At 69.5% G+C, this 19,632-nt stretch carries 18 protein-coding genes; 12 read left to right on the top strand and 6 right to left on the bottom strand.

The window, feature by feature from the left end; translation table 11 throughout:
* Nucleotides 1-35 precede the first annotated feature (35 nt).
* The 3 genes from ABL843_RS30780 to ABL843_RS30790 all read left to right on the top strand — a co-directional run bounded on the left by ABL843_RS30780 (nt 36) and on the right by ABL843_RS30790 (nt 4,279).
* Nucleotides 36-2,987 carry a DNA topoisomerase III gene (locus tag ABL843_RS30780; RefSeq protein WP_418118493.1) on the top strand — a complete coding sequence of 984 codons (2,952 nt, stop codon included), beginning with the start codon at nt 36-38 and terminating at the stop codon, nt 2,985-2,987.
* Nucleotides 2,988-2,989: 2 nt separating this feature from the next.
* Nucleotides 2,990-3,973: a tripartite tricarboxylate transporter substrate binding protein gene (locus tag ABL843_RS30785; protein WP_418118494.1), complete on the top strand. Its 984-nt coding sequence runs from the start codon at nt 2,990-2,992 to the stop codon at nt 3,971-3,973.
* 114 nt (nt 3,974-4,087) lie between these two features.
* Nucleotides 4,088-4,279 (top strand): hypothetical protein, encoded by a 192-nt coding sequence (locus ABL843_RS30790; protein WP_184639854.1) that lies wholly within the window; start codon nt 4,088-4,090, stop codon nt 4,277-4,279.
* A 7-nt stretch (nt 4,280-4,286) separates the two neighbouring features.
* Here ABL843_RS30790 and ABL843_RS30795 read toward each other — a convergent pair whose 3' ends face one another.
* Nucleotides 4,287-4,916, bottom strand: coding sequence for a TetR/AcrR family transcriptional regulator (locus ABL843_RS30795; RefSeq protein WP_418118495.1), 630 nt, complete (start codon nt 4,914-4,916; stop codon nt 4,287-4,289).
* Between the two features lie 75 nt (nt 4,917-4,991).
* Between ABL843_RS30795 and ABL843_RS30800 the strand changes: the two genes are divergently transcribed.
* From ABL843_RS30800 to ABL843_RS30810, 3 genes are all read left to right on the top strand, one after another.
* Nucleotides 4,992-5,828 carry a thioesterase family protein gene (locus ABL843_RS30800; RefSeq protein ID WP_418118496.1) on the top strand — a complete coding sequence of 279 codons (837 nt, stop codon included), beginning with the start codon at nt 4,992-4,994 and terminating at the stop codon, nt 5,826-5,828.
* Nucleotides 5,829-5,862: 34 nt separating this feature from the next.
* Nucleotides 5,863-7,503, top strand: a complete 1,641-nt coding sequence (locus ABL843_RS30805) for an acyl-CoA dehydrogenase family protein (RefSeq protein WP_418118497.1) — start codon at nt 5,863-5,865, stop codon at nt 7,501-7,503.
* A gap of 105 nt (nt 7,504-7,608) precedes the next feature.
* Nucleotides 7,609-8,175 (top strand): hypothetical protein, encoded by a 567-nt coding sequence (locus ABL843_RS30810; RefSeq protein ID WP_184639274.1) that lies wholly within the window; start codon nt 7,609-7,611, stop codon nt 8,173-8,175.
* A 42-nt stretch (nt 8,176-8,217) separates the two neighbouring features.
* Here ABL843_RS30810 and ABL843_RS30815 read toward each other — a convergent pair whose 3' ends face one another.
* On the bottom strand, nt 8,218-9,105 hold the full coding sequence (locus tag ABL843_RS30815) for a gamma-glutamyl-gamma-aminobutyrate hydrolase family protein (RefSeq protein ID WP_418118498.1): 888 nt from the start codon (nt 9,103-9,105) through the stop codon (nt 8,218-8,220).
* 140 nt (nt 9,106-9,245) lie between these two features.
* On the opposite strand from ABL843_RS30815, the gene ABL843_RS30820 reads away from it, so the two are divergent.
* Nucleotides 9,246-10,301 carry a sugar phosphate isomerase/epimerase family protein gene (locus tag ABL843_RS30820; protein WP_418118499.1) on the top strand — a complete coding sequence of 352 codons (1,056 nt, stop codon included), beginning with the start codon at nt 9,246-9,248 and terminating at the stop codon, nt 10,299-10,301.
* 63 nt (nt 10,302-10,364) lie between these two features.
* Here ABL843_RS30820 and ABL843_RS30825 read toward each other — a convergent pair whose 3' ends face one another.
* Nucleotides 10,365-10,793: a hypothetical protein gene (locus tag ABL843_RS30825; protein ID WP_418118500.1), complete on the bottom strand. Its 429-nt coding sequence runs from the start codon at nt 10,791-10,793 to the stop codon at nt 10,365-10,367.
* A 142-nt stretch (nt 10,794-10,935) separates the two neighbouring features.
* A complete protein-coding gene (locus tag ABL843_RS30830) occupies nt 10,936-12,234 on the bottom strand; it encodes an aspartate aminotransferase family protein (protein WP_418118501.1) in 1,299 nt (432 codons plus the stop codon).
* A 119-nt stretch (nt 12,235-12,353) separates the two neighbouring features.
* Here ABL843_RS30830 and ABL843_RS30835 point away from each other — a divergent pair, with 119 nt between their 5' ends.
* Entirely contained in the window at nt 12,354-12,836 is a 483-nt protein-coding gene (locus tag ABL843_RS30835; RefSeq protein WP_418118502.1) for an Lrp/AsnC family transcriptional regulator, read from the top strand.
* Here the strand turns inward: ABL843_RS30835 and ABL843_RS30840 are convergent, their stop codons facing one another.
* Nucleotides 12,837-14,297: a PLP-dependent aminotransferase family protein gene (locus ABL843_RS30840; protein WP_418118503.1), complete on the bottom strand. Its 1,461-nt coding sequence runs from the start codon at nt 14,295-14,297 to the stop codon at nt 12,837-12,839. It abuts the gene before it with no gap.
* Nucleotides 14,298-14,384: 87 nt separating this feature from the next.
* On the opposite strand from ABL843_RS30840, the gene ABL843_RS30845 reads away from it, so the two are divergent.
* The 3 genes from ABL843_RS30845 to dbpA all read left to right on the top strand — a co-directional run bounded on the left by ABL843_RS30845 (nt 14,385) and on the right by dbpA (nt 17,800).
* On the top strand, nt 14,385-15,644 hold the full coding sequence (locus ABL843_RS30845; protein ID WP_418118504.1) for an MFS transporter: 1,260 nt from the start codon (nt 14,385-14,387) through the stop codon (nt 15,642-15,644).
* Between the two features lie 358 nt (nt 15,645-16,002).
* Nucleotides 16,003-16,290, top strand: a complete 288-nt coding sequence (gene infA, locus ABL843_RS30850) for a translation initiation factor IF-1 (RefSeq protein ID WP_093195906.1) — start codon at nt 16,003-16,005, stop codon at nt 16,288-16,290.
* 85 nt (nt 16,291-16,375) lie between these two features.
* Nucleotides 16,376-17,800 (top strand): ATP-dependent RNA helicase DbpA, encoded by a 1,425-nt coding sequence (dbpA, locus tag ABL843_RS30855; protein ID WP_418118505.1) that lies wholly within the window; start codon nt 16,376-16,378, stop codon nt 17,798-17,800.
* Between the two features lie 93 nt (nt 17,801-17,893).
* On the opposite strand, the gene ABL843_RS30860 is transcribed toward dbpA, so the two are convergent.
* A complete protein-coding gene (locus ABL843_RS30860) occupies nt 17,894-19,369 on the bottom strand; it encodes an MATE family efflux transporter (RefSeq protein ID WP_418118506.1) in 1,476 nt (491 codons plus the stop codon).
* Between the two features lie 60 nt (nt 19,370-19,429).
* Between ABL843_RS30860 and ABL843_RS30865 the strand changes: the two genes are divergently transcribed.
* On the top strand, nt 19,430-19,600 hold the full coding sequence (locus ABL843_RS30865; protein WP_019653790.1) for a hypothetical protein: 171 nt from the start codon (nt 19,430-19,432) through the stop codon (nt 19,598-19,600).
* Nucleotides 19,601-19,632: the final 32 nt, after the last annotated feature.

The following is a 19,632-nucleotide window of genomic DNA, read 5'->3' on the forward strand; positions in this document are numbered from 1 at the left end:
CGGCCCGGCGCCGGCCTGAATTTTTTTAGGAACTGTTGATGAAGACGTTGGTAATCGCAGAAAAGCCGTCGGTGGCGCAGGACATCGTCCGCGCTCTCACGCCGGTCGCAGGGAAATTCGACAAACACGACGAGCATTTCGAGAACGACAGCTATGTCGTGACCAGCGCGGTCGGTCACCTGGTCGAAATCCAGGCGCCCGAGGAATTCGACGTCAAGCGCGGCAAGTGGAGCTTCGCCAACCTGCCGGTGATTCCGCCGCACTTCGACCTGAAGCCCGTCGACAAGACCAAGACGCGCCTGAACGCGGTGGTCAAGCAGGCCAAGCGCAAGGACGTGACGCAGCTCATCAACGCATGCGACGCGGGGCGCGAGGGCGAGCTGATCTTCCGCCTGATCGAGCAGTACGCGGGCGGCAAGTCGGGGCTGAACAAGCCGGTCAAGCGCCTCTGGCTGCAGTCGATGACGCCGCAGGCCATCCGCGAGGGCTTCGACGCGCTGCGCACCGAGAAGCAGATGCAGGGCCTGGCCGATGCCGCGCGCTCGCGCTCGGAGGCCGACTGGCTGGTGGGCATCAACGGCACGCGCGCGATGACCGCCTTCAATTCGCGCGATGGCGGCTTCTTCCTCACAACCGTGGGGCGCGTGCAGACGCCCACGCTGTCGGTGGTGGTGGAGCGCGAGGAGCAGATCCGCAAGTTCGTCTCGCGCGACTACTGGGAAATCCACGGCACCTTCGCGGCGGAGGCCGGCGAGTACCCGGGCAAGTGGTTCAACCCCGACTGGAAGAAGGCGAACGCACCGCTCTTGCCCAACGGCGAGCCCGACCCCGAGCAGCGCGCCGACCGCGTCTGGAACGAGCAGGAAGCCCGCGCCATCGCCGACGCCGCGCGCGGCAAGCCGGCCACCGTCACCGAAGAGAGCAAGCCCACCACGCAGGCCTCGCCGCTGCTGTTCGACCTGACCTCGCTGCAGCGCGAGGCCAACAGCCGCTTCGGCTTCAGCGCCAAGACCACGCTGGCGCTGGCGCAGAGCCTGTACGAGCGCCACAAGGCGCTGACCTACCCGCGTACCGACTCGCGCGCGCTGCCCGAGGACTACCTGCCGGTGGTCAAGCAGACCATGGGCATGCTGGCCAACAGCGGCATGAAGCACCTGGCGCCCTTCGCCCAGCAGGCGGTGGACGGCAACTACGTGAAGCCCAACAAGCGCATCTTCGACAACGCGAAGGTGTCGGACCACTTCGCCATCATCCCGACGCTGCAGGCGCCCAGCGGCCTGAGCGAGGCCGAACAGAAGCTCTACGACTTCGTCGTGCGGCGCTTCCTCTCGGTGTTCTTCCCGAGCGCCGAATACCAGGTCACCACGCGCATCAGCACGGTGGAGCAGGGCGGCAAGAAGTACCCGTTCCGCACCGACGGCAAGGTGCTGGTGAAGCCGGGCTGGCTCGCCATCTACGGCAAGGAAGCGCAGGACGACGAGAAGGAAGACGACAAGGACGGCAAGCGCCTCGTGCCGGTGAAGCCGGGCGAGATCGTGAAGGCCGAGTCGGTCGACACCAAGGGCCTGAAGACGCGCCCGCCGGCACGCTACTCCGAAGCCACGCTGCTGGGCGCCATGGAAGGCGCGGGCAAGACCATCGACGACGACGAGCTGCGCGAGGCCATGCAGGAGAAGGGCCTTGGCACGCCGGCCACGCGCGCGGCCACCATCGAAGGACTGATCGCCGAGAAGTACATCCTGCGCGAGGGCCGCGAGCTGATCCCGACGGCCAAGGCTTTCCAGCTCATGACGCTGCTGCGCGGCCTGGGCGTGGAGGAACTCTCCAAGGCCGAGCTGACCGGCGAGTGGGAATACAAGCTCGCGCAGATGGAGAAGGGCGCGCTCAGCCGCGACGCCTTCATGCGCGAGATCGCCGAGATGACGCAGCACATCGTCAAGAAGGCCAAGGAATACGACCGCGACACCGTGCCCGGCGACTACGCCACGCTGCGCACGCCGTGCCCCAACTGCGGCGGCGTCGTGAAGGAAAACTACCGCCGCTATGCCTGCACCGGCAAGAGCGGCACGGGCGAGGATGCCTGCGGCTTCTCGTTCGGCAAGTCGCCGGCCGGTCGCACTTTCGAAGTGGAAGAGGCCGAGGCGCTGCTGCGCGACAAGCACATCGGCCCGCTGGAGGGCTTCCGCTCCAAGGCCGGCTGGCCGTTCACCTCCGAGATCGTCATCAAGTTCGACGAGGAGGCGAAGAACTGGAAGCTGGAGTTCGACTTCGGCGACGACAAGAACGAGGAAAGCGGCGAGATCGTCGACTTCAGCGACCAGGACACCGTGGGCCCCTGCCCGGTGTGCGGCGCGCCGGTGTTCGAGCACGGCAGCAACTACGTCTGCGAGAAGTCGGTGCCCACCAATTCGCAGCCCACGCCGAGCTGCACCTTCAAGACCGGCAAGATCATCCTGCAGCAGCCCGTGGAGCGCGCGCAGATGGAGAAGCTGCTCGCCACCGGCAAGACCGACCTGCTCGACAAGTTCGTGAGCATGCGCACGCGCCGCCCCTTCAAGGCCTTCCTGACCTGGAACGCGGAAGAGGGCAAGGTGACCTTCGAGTTCGCGCCGCGCGAGGGGGGCAGCAAGTTCCCGCCGCGCAAGACCTTCGCCGGCAAGACCGCCGCCGCCAAGAAGACGGCAGCGGCGAAGAAGACGCCCGCGGCCAAGAAGGCACCGGCCGCGAAGAAGGCCGCCGCGCCGCGCAAGACCGGCGCGGGCCTCAAGCCCAGCGACGCACTCGCGGCGGTGATCGGCAACGAGCCGGTCGCGCGCACCGAAGTCGTGAAGAAGCTCTGGGACTACATCAAGGCCAACGGCCTGCAGGACGCGAAGGACAAGCGCGCGATCAACGCCGACGCCAAGCTCAAGCCGGTGTTCGGCAAGGACCAGGTGACGATGTTCGAGCTCGCGGGCATCGTGGGCAAGCACCTCTCGGCGCCCTGAGCATGCTGCGCAGACACTTCGCCACGAGCGTGGCACTGTCCCTCGCGGTGCTCGGCGGCATGGGCGCGGCGCACGCCGCCGCCTGGCCCGACAAGCCGGTCAAGCTGGTGGTGCCGTTCCCGCCCGGGCAAGCCACCGACATCTTCGCCCGCGCCCTGGCCGAGCAGCTCGGCAAGCGGCTGGGCCAGCCGGTGGTGGTCGACAACAAGGCCGGCGCCGGCAGCAACATCGGCACCGAGTTCGTGGTGCGCTCGCAGCCCGACGGCTACACGCTGGTGGTGGCGGGCAGCGCGATGGCGGTGAACCAGACGCTCTACGCCAAGCCGGGCTTCGACCCGCGCAAGGACCTGGTCGGCATCTCGCTCGTCGCCAAGGTGCCGCTCGTCTTCCTGGCCACGCCCGAGAGCGGCATACGCACGCTGGCCGATCTCACCGCGCGCGCCAAGGCCGAACCCGGCCGGCTGAGCTACGCGAGCGCCGGCATCGGCGGCACGCAGCATCTGTCGGGCGAGATGTACAAGGCGGCGGCGCATGTGTTCGTCACCCACATTCCGTACCGGGGCAGCGGCCCGGCGCAGTCGGACTTCCTGGGCAACCAGGTGCCGCTGATGATCGACTCGGTGACGGCCGCGCTGCCGCACATCAAGTCGGGCCGGGCGGTGCCGCTGGCCGTGACCTCGGCCACGCGCTCCTCGCAGCTGCCCGACGTGCCCACCGTGCGCGAAAGCGGCGTGGCCGGCACGAAGAACTTCGAGGCGGTCGGCTGGCTCGGCCTCATGGCGCCGCGCGGCACGCCGGGCGATGTCGTCGAGCGCCTGAACCGCGAGGTGACCGACATCCTGAAAAGCGAGCAGATGGCGCGCTTCATCCGCGAGCGCGGCGCCGAGCCCGCCCCGACGGCGCCGGCCGAATTCGACCGCTTCGTGGCGAGCGAGATCGGCGTGTGGGGCGCCGCGGTGAAGGCTTCGGGCGCCAAGCCCGAATAGGGCGCCGGGCAGGGCGGCGCCGGCAACAACCCTGTCGGCGCCGGGTCTGTTTGTTACAGGCCGTCCCGGCCGCCGGCCTATAGTGGCCCGGCCCCCACCATCCAGGAGATTCCGTTGAAGTCGTCTTTCATCGCAGCCGCATTCGCGATCGCAATGGGCGTGCTGGCCACGGGCTGCGCCGGCACGGGTTCCGCCGGCAACCCCGGTTCCTCGGCCGCGACGCCAACCAGCGGCAGCGGCGTCACGGTGTTCGGCACCATCGACGCCAGCGTCAGCGGCTACAAGAACAGCAGCAGCCCGCGCTGACCCTCGTTCAGGCCACGCCCTTCAGGTAGCCATGCAGCGCGGCACGCAGCTGCCGTGACAGCGCCTGCAGGTCGGGCCGCCCGCCCGTGCCGATGTGCAGGTGCGCGAACAGGCCGTAGATGATGGTCTGGCACACGCGGGCGACTTCCTTCTTCTGGCAGTCCGGCGACAGGTCAATGGCCGCGTCGAGCACGCCCACCCACTCGGCCACGAAACGGTCGTACATCTTGCGGTAGGCCTCGGGGCCCGAGAGGTGCCGCTCCAGCAGGTAGTGCGCGCCCCAGGCAAGGGGCTGCGCGCGGTGCGCCTCCAGCTGCGCGTCGATCACCGCGTCCACGATCTGCGCGAGCGGCCGGCCCGCGTGCGCGGCGACGGCCGTTCGCATGTCCAGCAGCAGCGCCTTGGAGCGCAGGTGCAGGCACACGCGCGCCAGGTCGTCCTTGCTCGCGAAGTATTCGTAGAAGCTGCCGAGCCCCGTGCCCGCCACCGACACGATCTCGCGGATGGTGATGGCGGCGTAGCCCTTCTCGACCAAAAGCCGAACAAAGGCTTCCTGCAGCGCCTGCGAGGTGTGGCGCGCGCGGGACTGGCGCGGCTTTCGCCTCGGGACGGCGGCCGGGGCACGGGCGGTCGCCATCAGCGCGGCGGAACCCGAACACCTCGCGGGCGGGTTGTTCCTAGAATTTTTGGACCCATCGAACGGCATTCTGCAATGGCCCACGCCCCCGACGACTCCGACGAATCCCGCCCCGCCGTCTACACCTCGCAAGGCGAGGACGCATGGCTTCCCAGCGAACACTCGCGCGGCCCCTGGGACCCGCACGCGCAGCATGGCGGCGCGCCCGCCGCGCTGCTGGTGCACGTGGCCGAGCGCGCCGCGCCGGGGCCGGGCTGGCAGCTGGCGCGGCTCACGCTCGAGCTGGTGAAGCCGGTGCCGCTGGCGCCGCTCGTCACACGCACGCAGGTGCAGCTCTCGCGCTCCACGGTGCGCGTGGGCATCGACCTGCTGGCGGGCGAGGTGCTGGTGGCGCGGGCGCACGCGCTGCTGCTGGCGGGACAGTCGCTGGCGCTGCCGCCCGGCCTGCCGGGCTGGCCGCAGGAGCCGCTGCGGCCGCTGCCGCGCGACTGCACCGAGCGCGTGCGCATTCCGGGCCTGCCACAGGGCACGTCGTTCTACGGCACGGCCATGGAGACGCGCGTGGCCGAGGGCGATTCGACCCGGCCGGGCCCTTGCTCCGCATGGTTCCGCCTCGCGGTGCCGCTCTTGTACGGCGCGGCCACCTCGCCCGCCATGCGCGCCGCGGCGGCGGCCGACTTCGGCAACGGCCTGAGCTGGGTGCTGCCGGCCGAGCGCTACCTGTTCACCAACGCCGACCTGAGCCTGAACCTGTTCCGCGTCCCGCAGGGCGAGTGGATCGGCCTGCGCTCGGCCTCCGAGGTGCACGGCGGCGGCGCGGGCCTGGTCGTGTCCCACCTCTTCGACGAGCAGGGCCCGATCGGCATCGCCACCCAGACACTGGTGCTGCGCGAGCGGCCCGCCGGCGCCTGAATCGCCCACGGACAGAACCCAAGGAGAGACAAGCATGACCACCACCGGCATCCACCCCGACAACCAGGTCCCCGAACTCAAGGATTACAACGTCTACACCAGCGACCCCACGCTGCGCGCCTCGGTGGCGCGCGGCAGTGCCGCATGGCGCGACGAGGAACTGGCGCGCCAGGGCGCGGAGTACGGCGCCGAGGCCACGCTGCGCGCCGCGGAAGACGCCAACCGCCACGAGCCCGAGCTGCACACCCATTCGCGCACCGGCGAGCGCATCGACCAGGTGAGCTTCCACCCCGCCTGGCACACGATGATGGGCATCGCCCGGCGCAACGGCATCGCCAACCTGCCGTTCTTCGACGAGCGGCCCTCGGCGTGGGTGGGCTACGGCGCGTCGCTGTACATGCACAGCCAGATCGAGTCGGGCTCGACCTGCCCGACCACCATGACCAAGGCCTGCATCCCGGTGGTGCGGCGCAACGCGGCGCTGTATGCCGCGCTGCGCGACAAGCTGGCGTCGAACGAGCACGACGCGCGCGACATTCCGCTCGGGGGCAAGACATCGATCACCGTCGGCATGGGCATGACCGAAAAGCAGGGCGGCAGCGACGTGCGCACGAACACCACGCGCGCCGTGCCGGCCGGCGCCGGACCGTGGGGCGAGGAGTTCCTCATCACCGGCCACAAATGGTTCTTCTCCGCGCCGATGTGCGACGGCCACCTGGTGCTGGCCAAGACCGACGAGCATGGCTCCTCCTGCTTCTTCGTGCCGCGCTGGCGGCCCGACGGCGGCAAGAACGCAGTGCACATCCAGCGGCTGAAGGACAAGGTCGGCAACCGCTCCAATTCGAGCAGCGAAGTCGAGTTCAAGGATGCCTGGGGCGTACTCGTGGGCGACGAAGGCCGGGGCATCCCGACCATCATCGAGATGGCGACCGTGACCCGACTCGATTGCGCGCTGGCCAGCGCCGGCTTCATGCGCCAGGGCTTCGCGCAGGCGCTGCACTACGCGCGCAACCGCCATGCCTTCGGCAAGGCGCTGGCCGACCAGCCGGTGATGACCGCGCTGCTGGCCGACATGGCGCTCGAGTCGCAGGCCGCCACGCTGCTGGCGATGGGGCTGGCCTCGCGCTTCGGCTCCGCAGAGCCGCTGGACTCCGCCTGGCGCCGGCTGCTCACGCCGGCGGCCAAGTTCTGGAACTGCAAGCGCGCGGTGGCCTTCACCGGCGAGGCGATGGAAGTCTTCGGCGGCAACGGCTACGTGGAAGAGAGCCCGATGGGCCGGCTCTTCCGCGAGGCGCCCGTCAACTCGATCTGGGAAGGCTCGGGCAACGTGATGTGCCTGGACGTGCTGCGCGCCGTCTCGCGCAACCCCGACGACGTGCACCTCGTGCTCGACCAGCTGCATGAAGTCGCCACCGGCGAGCCCCGCGTGCAGGACGCGCTGCAGGCCGTGCGCAAGATGACGCAGCTGCCGCCGCAGGAGCTGGAGCAGCAGGCCCGCCGCTTCACGCAACGGCTGGTGCTGGCGGCGCAGGCCTGCCTGATGCTGGAGCACGCGAGCGCAGAGGAATCGGCCGCTTTCCTGTCGAGCCGGTTCGATCCCGACTGGGGGCCGGTGACTGGCATCAGCGCCGGCACTTCCGACCCCGCTGCGCTGCTGCGCGCCGCCTGGCGCTGAAGAAAAGAAGGTCACGGCCGCCACGAGGCGACACAAGCCCGAGAATCGCCCGCATGACCACTGCGCGGCGGGACTCGAGCGACGCCCCGCCTGTCTGGAGCCGATGTGACTGTGCTGGACCGATCGTATTTCGACCTCGTCGTCGTTCGCGCACCCCTGAGCGAGGTGGCGCGCGCCTTCGACGACTATCCCTCCATGAGGGTGAAGGTGTCCGCCACGCCATTTGTCTTTCCGTCCCAGTCGTACAGCGGAGAAGGCTCCACCATGCTGCTCTGGACGCCGGAAGCCGCGCCGCACCTCACGGCGTTCATGCCGCACGCCGCTTCGAGCGACTACTTCTTTCGCTCGTACTGCGCCCAGTTCCTGTTCGAGGTTGCCGAGGTGCGAAGCACCTCACAGCAGGCGGAGGACCAGATCAACTCCTTCGAAGTTGATGCGGACGGCAAGCCGAGGCGCATGGTGCGGGCGATGAAGGACGAGCGTTGGGAATTCCTTCAGGAGGGCAGCCCGCTGGCATTCGAGCAGATGGAACGCTATGCATCGAGGCTGGTCAGGGATCGTCTGACGCGGGACATGGTGCTGGACTACCTGGAGGCCTGGGGCACGCCTGTACGTGACGAGGCTTTCTGGAGAACGGGCATGCCGGCTGCGACCTTCGTAGCCCGGCCTTAGCCTTCGAACCTCGTCGAGCTGCCCGAAGAGAGGGCTGCAGCGTCAGCGCCGCAGCAGCGCCTGCCGCAGCACCCGCGCGGCGCGGTCGCGGATCTTGCCGGGACCGGAGCGCGGCGTTGTCCTGGGCGCGACCTTGGCGGTGGCGCAGGCCCAGAGGAAGTCGTGCAGGATGGGCGTGTCGTCCACCGTCTCCGTGCTGCCGTACTTGTGGAACTCGGGGTGCCACTGGGTCGCCGAGATGTAGCTGCGGCCCTTCTCGGGGCGGCGGCGGATGGCCTCGGGCACGCGGTCGGGCAGGCTCCAGGCCTCGATCTCGAAGCCCGGTGCGAGGCCCTTGATGCCCTGGTGGTGGATGCTGTTGACGCGCGCCGTGCGCACCTGCGGATAGAGCTTGGCAAGCCGCGTGCCCTCGACGATCTCGATGTCGTGGAAGTTCTGGTCGTAGGTCACCGGGTCGCGGTGCTTCAGGGTCTCGGGGTGGCCGTGCTGCTCCTCGATGTCCTGGTAGAGCGTGCCGCCGAAGGCCACGTTGATGAGCTGCAGCCCCCGGCACACGCCGAAGATGGGCTTGCCGGCCTGCTCGAAGGCTTCGACCAGCGCCAGGTCGTAGAGGTCGCGGATGCGGTCGCCGATCCAGGCGTCCTTCAGCGGCTCCTCGCCGTAGCTGCCGGGCCAGACGTCGGCGCCGCCGTGCATCACCACGCCGTCGAGCCACTCGGCGTAGTGCGACAGCTTGGTGTCGCCGCGCGCGGTCTCGCCGGTGGGGCAGGGCACCATCACGACCATGGCGCCGGCGGACATGAGCCAGTGCGCGATCGACTGCTCGACGTACTGCAGGGTCTTGTTGGTGAAGAGCGAGCGGGCCGGGTCGGCATGCGAGAAGCAGGCGGACAGGCCGATCTTGAGCCTGGCGGAAACAGGTTGTGTCATCGCTGGACTGTCGCCAGTGCTAACCGGACGGGTGATGCGAAAAGGAAAGTCCATTTTGGCTCGTTGGCCTCTCGCGCGGGGTCGGACGACACGCCAAGTATGCTTTCAACGCTGCCCCAACGAATAAGGAAGACAAGCTGATGAAGACCATCAAGGGCCCCGCCATCTTTCTGGCCCAGTTTGCAGGAGACACCGCCCCCTTCAACACCCTCAACAGCATCGCCGGCTGGGCCGCCGGCCTGGGCTACAAGGGCGTGCAGATCCCCAGCTGGGACGCCCGCCTGTTCGACCTGAAGAAGGCCGCCGAGAGCAAGACCTACTGCGAGGAGGTGAAGGGCACGCTGGCCAGCCACGGCCTGCAGATCACCGAACTCTCGACCCACCTGCAGGGCCAGCTGGTGGCGGTGCACCCGGCCTACGACGCGGGCTTCGACGGCTTCGCGGCGCCCGAGGTGCGCGGCGACCCGGTGCGGCGCCAGCAGTGGGCCGTCGAGCAGCTGCACCTGGCGGCCCGCGCCTCGGCCAACCTGGGACTCACGGCGCACGCGACCTTCTCGGGCGCGCTGGCCTGGCCGTACCTCTATTCGTGGCCGCCGCGCCCGCCGGGACTGATCGAGGAAGCCTTCGACGAGCTCGCGCGCCGCTGGCGCCCCATCCTCGACGCCTTCGACGCCGTGGGCGTGGACGTGGGCTACGAGATCCACCCCGGCGAAGACCTGCACGACGGCGTGAGCTACGAGATGTTCCTGGAGCGCGTGAACAACCACCCGCGCGCCTGCCTGCTGTACGACCCGAGCCACTTCATGCTGCAGCAGCTCGACTACCTGGCCTACATTGACCACTACCACGAGCGCATCAAGATCTTCCACGTGAAGGATGCCGAGTTCAATCCGACCGGCAAGCAGGGTGTGTACGGCGGCTTCCAGAGCTGGATCAACCGGGCAGGGCGCTTCCGCTCGCTGGGCGACGGGCAGGTCGACTTCAAGGCCATCTTCTCGAAGATGGCGCAGTACGACTTCCCGGGCTGGGCGGTGCTGGAGTGGGAGTGCTGCATCAAGCACCCTGAGGACGGCGCGCGCGAGGGCGCGAAGTTCATCGCCGACCACATCATCCGCGTGGCCGACCGCGCCTTCGACGACTTCGCCGCTGGCGGAGTGGACGTGGCGGCGAACAAGCGGATGCTGGGGGTCGGCTAGGCCCGCCCGAACCGGGCCGAACAGTTGTTCCGAGGGGTTGGTCTTCGCCCCTTCAGGAAACTCTCAGGCCGCCTTGAATCGCTCGATGCACGCGCGAGATGCGGCGATCTGGCGGTCGAACTTCAAGACGCCTGAGTAGTCCGATTTATCGACACGGAAGTCACCGTTATCGAAGACGTAGCCCACCAGAAACTGGGAGTTGGCAAACGCAATATCGATGCGGGTGTTATCCGCGCGTCGGGTCTGCCGAACATGTCCAAGCAGCACGTCTTCCATCGGGCTCGTAAATGCATCATTGACGCAATCCACCATCTGCGCGTGGGCGTCCTTGCGAAAACTTCCCTGCAGGACCGGTTGAAATTTCTCGGGCGCCCAGACAGTGTTCGTGCTCTTCTGAAACTCGCCGGTGGCTACCGCCGTACAGCCTGACAGGGCCGCGGCCAAGCACAACACGACTGCAATTTCGGCCTTCCGGGCCCGCAGCTTCTGCATCTCTTCTCCTCTTGCTTGCGCGCCTCTTCGGGCGCAAAAAATCCAGAGCCCAGTCTAATCAGGCCCCGATCACTGTGCCAAGTATGCAGAGATGCCGAGTGCATCAGCCCTTTCCGTCTCCAGAAGCGGCGCAAGCCGGCCCTTAGCCCACCGACCGGATCGCGTCGTCGAGTATTTCGAGGCCGCGGTCGAGCTCGGCCTCGCTCACGTTCAGCGGCGGCGCGATGCGCCACACGGCCGCCATGCCGCCGACGGACACGATGTTCATGCTCAGGCCGCGCTCCATGCAGGCGTCGGTGATGGCCCGGCCGCGCTCGGCGTCGGGCTCGCGGGTCTCGCGGTCCTTCACGAGTTCGACGCCCTGCAGCAAGCCGTGGCCGCGCACGTCGCCGATCACCTCGTGGCGGGCCTTCAGCGTCTCCAGGCCCTGGCGCAGGCGCCGGCCCATTTCGGCCGCGCGGCGGGCGAGGTCTTCCTCCTCCAGCACATCGAGCACGGCCAGCGCGACTTCGGCCGGCAGCGGGTCGGACACGTGCGAGGTGACATGCACGAAGCCCTTGTCGTGGCAGTCCTGCTCGATGGCCTCGCTCGTGATGGCCGCGCCGATGGCGACACCGCCGCCCAGCGTCTTCGACACGGTGAGGATGTCGGGCACCACATCGGCCTGCTCGAAGGCGAAGTTGGCGCCCATGCGGCCGAAGGCGGTCTGCGCCTCGTCGAGGATCAGCAGCATGCCGCGCTCGCGGCACTTCTCCTTGAGCTTGGGAAAGTAGCCCCCGGGCGGCACGATCACGCCGCCCGAGCTGAGCACCGGCTCGGCGATGAAGGCGGCGAGCGAGCCGCTGGATTGCGCGTCGACCATGTCGAAGCCGACGTCGAGGCAGGTGGTGTCGCAGGCATCGCGGCAGTGGCGCACCGGACAGCGGTAGCAGTTGGGCGCCGGAATGGACATGGTGCCGGGCTTGCGCGGCCCGTAGTCCACGTGATGCCTGCCGGCGAAGGTGAGCGAGGCGATGCCGCCGGTCACGCCGTGCCAGCCGCCGTTGAGGCCCACGATCTCGTAGCGGCCGGTGGTCAGCCGCGCCATGCGCACCGCCGCCTCGTTGGCCTCGCCGCCGGTGGAAAGAAAAAGCGACTTCGACAACGACGGCGGCAGCATCGACGCCAGCCGCCCGGCCAGCGCGGGCACCGCCGGCCCGACGAAGCCGCTGTAGAGGTGCAGCGCGCCCTCGCAGGCCTTCTGGATGGCCGCGACGATGCGCGGATGGTTGTGGCCGATGGTGGCGCACATCTGGCCGGAGGTGAAGTCCAGGATCTCGCGGCCGTGCTGGTCCCACAGCGTGGCGCCGCGCGCCTTGACGATCACGTGCGGGCTCAGGCCCATGCCGTAGCGCACGAGGTGCCTGGCGGCCGCCGGGTCGTAGGTTGCGCCTTCTGCCATCGGATGCTCCTTTTCGTGGGGATGCGGGCAGCGTATCCAGCGGCCGGAGAATCCGGTGTCGTTGTGCAGGCCCCAAAGCGCATCCGATTGCACGGGCGTTGCGCCACACTGGCGGCACCATGAAGACCGGCACCCTCGATCTCGATCGCATCGACCAGAGCATCCTCGCCGAGCTGCAGGCCGACGCGGGCCTGCAGAACCAGGCGCTGGCCGAGCGCGTGAACCTCTCGCCCTCGGCCTGCCTCAAGCGCGTGCAGCGGCTGCGGCGCTCGGGCGTGATCCGCGAGGAGGTGGCGATCCTCGACGCCGCGCGCGTGGGCTTTCCGGTGCTGGTGATCTCGCGCGTGTCGCTGCGCAGCACCACGCGCGAGGCGATACAGGCCTTCGAACGCAAGGTGCACGCGCTGCCGCAGGTGCTGCAGTGCCACTGCGTGGCGGGCGACACCGACTTCGTGCTTGTGATCTGCGCGCGCTCGCTGCCCGAGTACCAGGCCTTCGCGCAGGAGCAGCTGGGCGACGCGCTGGAGCTGGAGAACTATTCGAGCGACGTGGTGCTGTCGACCACCAAGTTCACCACGCAACTGCCGCTGGACCGGGCCTAGCTACAGCAGCCCCGCAAGCCGCCGGATCGCCCCGTCGATCTGCGCCTCGCCGATCAGCCCGTAGCCGAAGGCCAGCCCGTTGGGCGTGCCGGGCGCCAGCGGATCGAGCGCGAAGCGCGACAGCGGCGGCAGCGTGATGCCGGCCGCTGCGGCGCGCTCGACCACGGTGAAGTCGCGCGTGTCGCCATGCAGCCGTGCAGACAGATGCAGGCCGGCGCTCGACGGAATCGTCTCCAGCCGGCCCGCGCCGTGGCGCGACAGCGCCTCCAGCAGGGCGGTGCGCCGCGCGCCGTAGAGCTTGCGCATCTTGCGGATGTGGCGCGCGAGATGCCCCTCGGCGATGAAGGCCGCGAGCGCCTCCTGCCCGAGCACGGGGCCGTGCCAGTCGGCCAGCTCGCGCGATCGCACCAGCGCCGCGCGGGCCCAGGGCGGCGCCACCACGAAGCCCAGGCGCAGCGCGGGAAAGAGGCTCTTCGAGAAGGTGCCAACGTAGAAGACCGACTCGGCGCGGTCCAGCGTCTGCAGCGCGTCGAGCGGGCGGCCGGCGAAGCGGAACTCGCTGTCGTAGTCGTCCTCGACGATCACCGCGTTGCGCTCGCGTGCGAAGGCCAGCAGCGCGGCGCGGCGCGGCGGCGACATCGCGACACCGGTGGGGAACTGGTGCGAGGGCGTCACGCAGACCACGCGCGCCTCGGGCGGAATGCGCTCCACGCACAGGCCCTCGGCGTCGGTGGGCACCGTCACCACCCGCGCGCCCGCCGCCAGCATCGCTTCGCGCAGCGAGGGGTAGAAAAGCTGCTCCACCGCGACCACCGTGCGCCCCGGCACGACCAGGATGCGCGCGAGCAGCCCGAAGGCCTGCTGGGCGCCGGCCGTGACCACGATGTCGTCGGCCGTGCAACCGACCGCGCGGGTGAACGACACATGCCCGGCGATGGCTTCGCGCAGCGCGGGCTGGCCTTGCGGGTCGGCGTAGTCGGCCGTCTGGCGCGCGACGCGGCGCAGGGCGCGGTCGCTCAGGCGGCGCCAGATGTCGAAGGGAAAGAGGCTCACGTCGGGCAGGCCGACGCGGAAGTCGTCGCGCGCGGGCGGCGGCTGCAGGGTGGGAGCGAGGTCGGCGCCGGGGACGCTCGCGGGCACGAGGCGAGGGTCGCGGCCGGCGGCCAAGGCTCTCCTGGGGGCAGGGCGCCGTCGAGACGCCGGCAGCGTGTCGGCCACGTAGGTGCCGGCGCCCGGCCGGGCGAGCAGGTAGCCCTCGCCCAGCAGCAGGTCGTAGGCCGCCAGCATGGTGTTGCGCGACACGCCCAGCCGCTGCGCCAGCGCCCGCGTGGCGGGCAGGCGCGCGCCGGGCTGCAGCCGGCCGTCGAGGATGGCGCCGCGCAGCTGGCGGTGCAGTTCGCGCAGCAGGTCGCGCGAGCCGGCGGGCGGCAGGCGGATGGCGAGTTCGAAAAGTGGCTCCATGAACTTCGCCGATTGTGGTTCTTTTGAAGAGCCACTTGCAAACCTATTCTGGAGGCACTGAACACACTCGCCACGGAGTCCATCGTCATGAACAACACGGCTCTTCCTTCTTCCGCCCCGTCATCGTCGCCGCAGCCGGCCGAGCGCCTGCCGCTGAGCCTGGGCTGGCTCGCGCTGGGCGCCTTCGCCATCGGCACCGAGAGCTTCATGGTCGCGGGGCTGCTGCCGGTGCTGGCAGCCGACCTGCAGATCAGCGCCGCGCGCGCCGGGCAGTTGGTGCTGCTGTTCGCGCTGAGCTATGCGATCGGCTCGCCGCTGATGGCCGCGCTGCTGGCGCGCTTCGGGCGCCGGCGGCTCTTGGTGGCGAGCCTCGCGGCCTTCTCGGGGCTGACGCTGGCCGCGTCGATGGCGCACGGCTTCGTACAGCTGGCGCTGGCGCGCGTAGCGCTGGGGCTGGTGGCCGGCGTGTTCCTGCCGACGGCGAGCGCGGTGGCGGCGGTGATGGTGTCGCCCGCGCTGCGCGGCCGGGCGCTGGCCATCGTGACCGGCGGCGGCACGGTGGCGGTGGCGCTCGGCGTGCCGCTGGGCGCGTGGATCGCGGGCTGGGGCGGCTGGCGCACTGCCTACCTGCTGATCGCGGCGGTGGCGGCGCTCGCCACCTGGGGCCTCGCGCTGGGGCTGCCGCGCGAACTGGCGCAGGCACCGGTCGCCGAAAAGCGGGCGCCGGCCTTCGCCATCGCCCGTGAACCGGGCGTGCTGCCGGGTTTGCTGGTCAGCCTGCTGTGGGCCACGGGCGGGTTCAGCTTCTACACCTACATCGCGCTTTTCCTGTCGCACACGCTGGGTTTCGGCGCTGAAGGCACGGGCGCGGTGTTCTTCGCCATCGGCGTGGCGGCGGCCATCGGCACCGCGGCCGGCGGCTGGGCCACCGACCGCTTCGGCGCCGACCGCATGGCGCAGGGCTTCGCGCTGATGCTGGTGCTGATCCTGGGCGGGCTGTCGTTCGCCGCGCAGATGCTGCCGCGCGGGCTGGCGCTGCCGGCGATCGTGGGCCTGTCGGCTCTCTGGGGCTTCGCGGGCTGGGGTTTCGGGCCGGCGCAGGCGGTGCGGCTGATCCGGCTGGCGCCGGAGCGCGCGCCGATGACGCTGTCGCTCAACGCCTCGGCGATCTACCTGGGCATCGCCGCGGGCTCGGGGCTGGGCGGGGTGGCGATCGAGCTGTTCGGCGTCGGCACGGTAGGCTGGGTAGGGGCGGCCTGCCAGTTCGCCGGCCTGATGCTGCTGCTGCGCGCCGCACGCCGAGCGCGCGCGGCCGGCGCCACTCCTGCGAAGCTATGCTTTCGATAGCAAATAGCGCTTGCACAACGGCCCTTCGGGGCCTTTTTCTTTTGGGCGTTGTTTTAAGACAAGCAACTGTCATGCCCTGCAAGCTATAATGTCGGGTTCGTTTCGATACCACGACGAAGAATTTCGTCAATCCCGCCTGCAAGCTGCGCTGCTCCCGGACTCTCCGGCCTCCCGCTCGGCAAGCCGGCATTCACAGTGTGTTGGAGCGCCAGACCGGCGCCCATGATGGCCACCCACTGCCGTCGTTCCTGTTGAAGCGAATCGCGCGTCCGTCTCGCGCTCCCGTGCGCGGGCTGAAACAATCACACCAATTCAATCTCCAACACACATCGAACGAACGATTCAGAGGTAAGCACAGATGCCAAAGGAAGAACTGATCGAAATGAACGGCGCGGTGACCGAAGTCCTGCCGGACTCGCGCTACCGCGTCACGCTGGACAACGGCCATCAGCTGATCGCCTACAGCGGCGGCAAGATGCGCAAGCACCACATCCGCATCCTGGCCGGCGACAAGGTGTCGCTCGAGCTCTCGCCCTACGACCTGACCAAGGGCCGCATCACCTTCCGCCACCTGGAACGCCGCGGCCCGCCGCCGACGAACTCCGGCTCCGGCGGCTCCGGCAACAACAACGCACCCCGCCGCTGATACGCCACCGACCGAAGGCCTTGCGACGCCCGCCATGGGTGCCGCAAGGCCTTTGTCATTCGTGCGTCCCGCCGGCCATCGAACCATGACCACCCCCGATTCCACGGCCGGCAACGGCGACAAGAACAACGGCTTCTCCGCGCTGGCGCTCTCGCCGCAGATGCTGGCCAACCTCACGCAGCTCGGCTACACGCAGATGACGCCGATCCAGGCGGCCGCGCTGCCGCCGGCGCTGCTCGGCAAGGACCTGATCGCGCAGGCCAAGACCGGCAGCGGCAAGACCGCCGCCTTCGCCCTCGCACTGCTGGCCAACCTGAACCCGCGCCGCTTCGCGGTGCAGGCGCTGGTGCTGTGCCCGACGCGCGAACTGGCCGACCAGGTCACGACCGAGATCCGCCGCCTCGCGCGCGCCGAGGAGAACATCAAGGTGGTCACGCTCTGCGGCGGCGTCGCGCTGCGCGGGCAGGTGGCCAGCCTGGAACACGGCGCGCACATCGTGGTGGGCACGCCGGGGCGCATCATGGACCACCTGGAGCGCGAGAACCTGAACCTGGAAGCGCTCAACACCCTGGTGCTCGACGAGGCCGACCGCATGCTCGACATGGGCTTCTTCGACGACATCGTGAAGGTGGCGCGCCAGTGCCCATCGGCGCGCCAGACGCTGCTGTTCTCGGCCACGTACCCCGAAGGCATCGCGAAGCTCGCGCAGCAGTTCATGAAGAGCCCCGAGCAGATCGCGGTGCAGTCGCAGCACGAGGGCAGCAAGATCCGCCAGCGCTGGTACGAGGTGGCAGACCACGAGCGCCTGCACGCCGTGAGCCTGCTGCTCGACCACTTCCGCCCCGTGAGCACGCTGGCTTTCTGCAACACCAAGCAGCAGTGCCGCGACCTCGTCGAGGTGCTGCGCGCCCAGGGCTTCAGCGCGCTGGCCCTCTTCGGCGAGCTGGAGCAGCGCGAGCGCGACCAGGTGCTGGTGCAGTTCGCCAACCGCAGCTGCTCGGTGCTGGTGGCCACCGACGTGGCGGCGCGCGGGCTTGACATCGCACAGCTCGAAGCCGTGATCAACGTCGACGTGACGCCCGATGCCGAAGTGCACATCCACCGCGTCGGCCGCACCGGCCGCGTGGGGCAGCAGGGCGCCTCGGAAGGCCTGGCGCTGAACCTGGCGAGCATGGACGAGATGGGCAGCGTCGGAAAAATCGAGCAGCTGCAGGGCCGCGAATCCGAATGGCACCCGCTGACGGAACTCACGCCCGGCAAGGGCGCGCCGCTGCAGCCGCCGATGGCCACGCTGCAGATCGTGGGCGGGCGCAAGGAGAAGATCCGCGCCGGCGACGTGCTGGGCGCGCTGACCGGCGAATGCGGCTATGCGAAGGAGCAGGTCGGCAAGATCAACGTCAACGAGTTCTCGACCTATGTGGCGGTGGACCGTGCGATCGCGGCCGAGGCGGCGCGCAAGCTCTCCGCCGGCCGCGTGAAGGGCAAGTCGGTCAGGGTGCGGCTCATCTAGGACTCGCCCCCAGGCTTCTCGCACTTCGTGTCGCTTCTCCAACCCCCACCGGGGGCAGGCCGGCCCGCTTCGGGCGGCCATGCGCGGCGGCCCTCACGAAGATTCGGCGCCCTTCGGAACCGATTGCGGCGTGCTCAAAGCTGCGGCCTCCGCATGTGCCGAGGTCGGCGCCACCGGCGCGTCGAGCACCGGGGCCGGTACGGCGTCCGGCGCCGGCAGCTCCTGGCGCGCCAGCTTCGCGGCCAGCCGGAACGCGACGATCACCGCCAGCAGGCCGAAGATCGACGAGCCGACCGCCTGGCCTATCAGCACGCCGGCCGCGCCGTAGTGCGAGCCCCACCAGGCGAACGGAATCGTGCCCAGCGTGGCGCGCCCCCAGTTGAACGCCGTCGACAGCAGCGGATGCCCGAGGTTGTTGAACGAGGCGTTCGCCACGAACAGCCCGCCCGCGAAGAAGAAGCTCGCGGCCAGCCAGCTGCAGAAGAGCGAGATCAGCTGCGCCGCCTGCCCGTCGGCCGAGAACGCCCGGATGATCACGCCCTGCCCGAGCCCCAGCACCAGCCACGCCGCGGCCACCGACACCACCATGAAGAGCAGGCTGTCGCGCAGGCCCTCCTGCACGCGGCGGAACTGCCCCGCGCCCAGGTTCTGCGCAAGGATCGGCCCGACCGCGCCGCTGAGCGCATAGACCAGCCCGAAGGCCACAGGCGTCAGCCGGTCGATGGTGGCGGCGCCCGCCACCGCCGAGGGCCCGAACTGCGCGACCGAATGCGTGACGAAAGCCGCGCCTACCGGCGTCGCAAGATTCGTCAGCACCGCCGGAGCCGCCACCGTGCCGAGCGCGCGCGCATCGTCGGCGAGCTTGTGCGGCTCGAAGCGCCCGAGCATGCGGTGCCGCACGATCACGCCGTGCAGGCCGATGGCCGCGAGCACGATGCGCGAGACCACCGCGCTGATGGCCGCGCCGTCGAGCCCCAGGCCGAAGCCGAAGATCAGGATCGGGTCGAGCACAGCCGTCACGAAGGCGCCGCCGAGCGTCACCGTCATCGAGCGGCGCGCATCGCCGATGGAGCGCAGCAGCGCCGAGGTCGCCATGCCGATGCCCAGCAGCGGCAGCGTGTGCACCGTCACCGATAGATAGCGGTGCGCGAGCCGCGCCGTCTCGCCCTGTGCGCCGAGCGCGTGCAGCGCCGGATGCAGGAAGAACGCGGTGCCCGTGCCCGCCACCACGGCCAGCGCCGTCATCAGCACGAGGCTCGACGTGGCGATGCGGCGCGCATCCTCGGCGCGCCCCGCGCCCACGGTGCGCGACACCACCGCCGCGATGCCGATCGTCAGCCCGATGCAAAGCGACGCATGGAAGAAGCCCACCACGCCCGCGAAGCCGATGGCCGCGGCGATCTCCTTCTCGCCCAGCAGCGAGATGTAGAACAGGTTGATGAGGTCGACCGCGAACACCGCGATCAGCCCGATGGCGCCCGTGCCGGCCATCACGCAGACGTGGCGCATCAGCGAGCCCGAAACGAAACGCGCGCGCCCGACACCACCCGCCGTTGCGGTTATTGGCATGTGAAATTCCCGATGTGGCCTAATTGCAGGTTCGAACATTCACTTTTACCCGAGCTTTTCATGCCCAAGACATTCCGTACCGAAGCCGAACGCGTTGCCACCCCGAAGCCGACGCCGCTGCCCGGCTACACCGCGCCGCGCTCCGGTGGCGGCCAGAAGGTCAGCCTCGAACGCGGCACCGCCACGCGCAGCAAGAAGAACCCCGGCAAGCGCGCCAAGAAGGGCGGCTGATCCGGCTTCTGCCCCCGCCGGCTCCCCACGCT

It is taken from the genome of Variovorax sp. 350MFTsu5.1 (genome assembly GCF_048302515.1).
Classification (GTDB): domain Bacteria; phylum Pseudomonadota; class Gammaproteobacteria; order Burkholderiales; family Burkholderiaceae_C; genus Variovorax; species Variovorax guangxiensis.

Bases quoted from the DNA above. Each gene is read 5' to 3' on its own strand.
- ABL843_RS30795 (WP_418118495.1), bottom strand. From the start codon at position 4,916: ATGGCGACCGCCCGTGCCCCGGCCGCCGTCCCGAGGCGAAAGCCGCGC.
- ABL843_RS30865 (WP_019653790.1), top strand. From the start codon at position 19,430: ATGCCCAAGACATTCCGTACCGAAGCCGAACGCGTTGCCACCCCGAAG.
- ABL843_RS30840 (WP_418118503.1), bottom strand. From the start codon at position 14,297: ATGGAGCCACTTTTCGAACTCGCCATCCGCCTGCCGCCCGCCGGCTCG.
- infA (WP_093195906.1), top strand. From the start codon at position 16,003: ATGCCAAAGGAAGAACTGATCGAAATGAACGGCGCGGTGACCGAAGTC.
- ABL843_RS30785 (WP_418118494.1), top strand. From the start codon at position 2,990: ATGCTGCGCAGACACTTCGCCACGAGCGTGGCACTGTCCCTCGCGGTG.
- dbpA (WP_418118505.1), top strand. From the start codon at position 16,376: ATGACCACCCCCGATTCCACGGCCGGCAACGGCGACAAGAACAACGGC.
- ABL843_RS30820 (WP_418118499.1), top strand. From the start codon at position 9,246: ATGAAGACCATCAAGGGCCCCGCCATCTTTCTGGCCCAGTTTGCAGGA.
- ABL843_RS30860 (WP_418118506.1), bottom strand. From the start codon at position 19,369: ATGCCAATAACCGCAACGGCGGGTGGTGTCGGGCGCGCGCGTTTCGTT.
- ABL843_RS30800 (WP_418118496.1), top strand. From the start codon at position 4,992: ATGGCCCACGCCCCCGACGACTCCGACGAATCCCGCCCCGCCGTCTAC.
- ABL843_RS30830 (WP_418118501.1), bottom strand. From the start codon at position 12,234: ATGGCAGAAGGCGCAACCTACGACCCGGCGGCCGCCAGGCACCTCGTG.
- ABL843_RS30815 (WP_418118498.1), bottom strand. From the start codon at position 9,105: ATGACACAACCTGTTTCCGCCAGGCTCAAGATCGGCCTGTCCGCCTGC.
- ABL843_RS30835 (WP_418118502.1), top strand. From the start codon at position 12,354: ATGAAGACCGGCACCCTCGATCTCGATCGCATCGACCAGAGCATCCTC.
- ABL843_RS30825 (WP_418118500.1), bottom strand. From the start codon at position 10,793: ATGCAGAAGCTGCGGGCCCGGAAGGCCGAAATTGCAGTCGTGTTGTGC.
- ABL843_RS30805 (WP_418118497.1), top strand. From the start codon at position 5,863: ATGACCACCACCGGCATCCACCCCGACAACCAGGTCCCCGAACTCAAG.
- ABL843_RS30845 (WP_418118504.1), top strand. From the start codon at position 14,385: ATGAACAACACGGCTCTTCCTTCTTCCGCCCCGTCATCGTCGCCGCAG.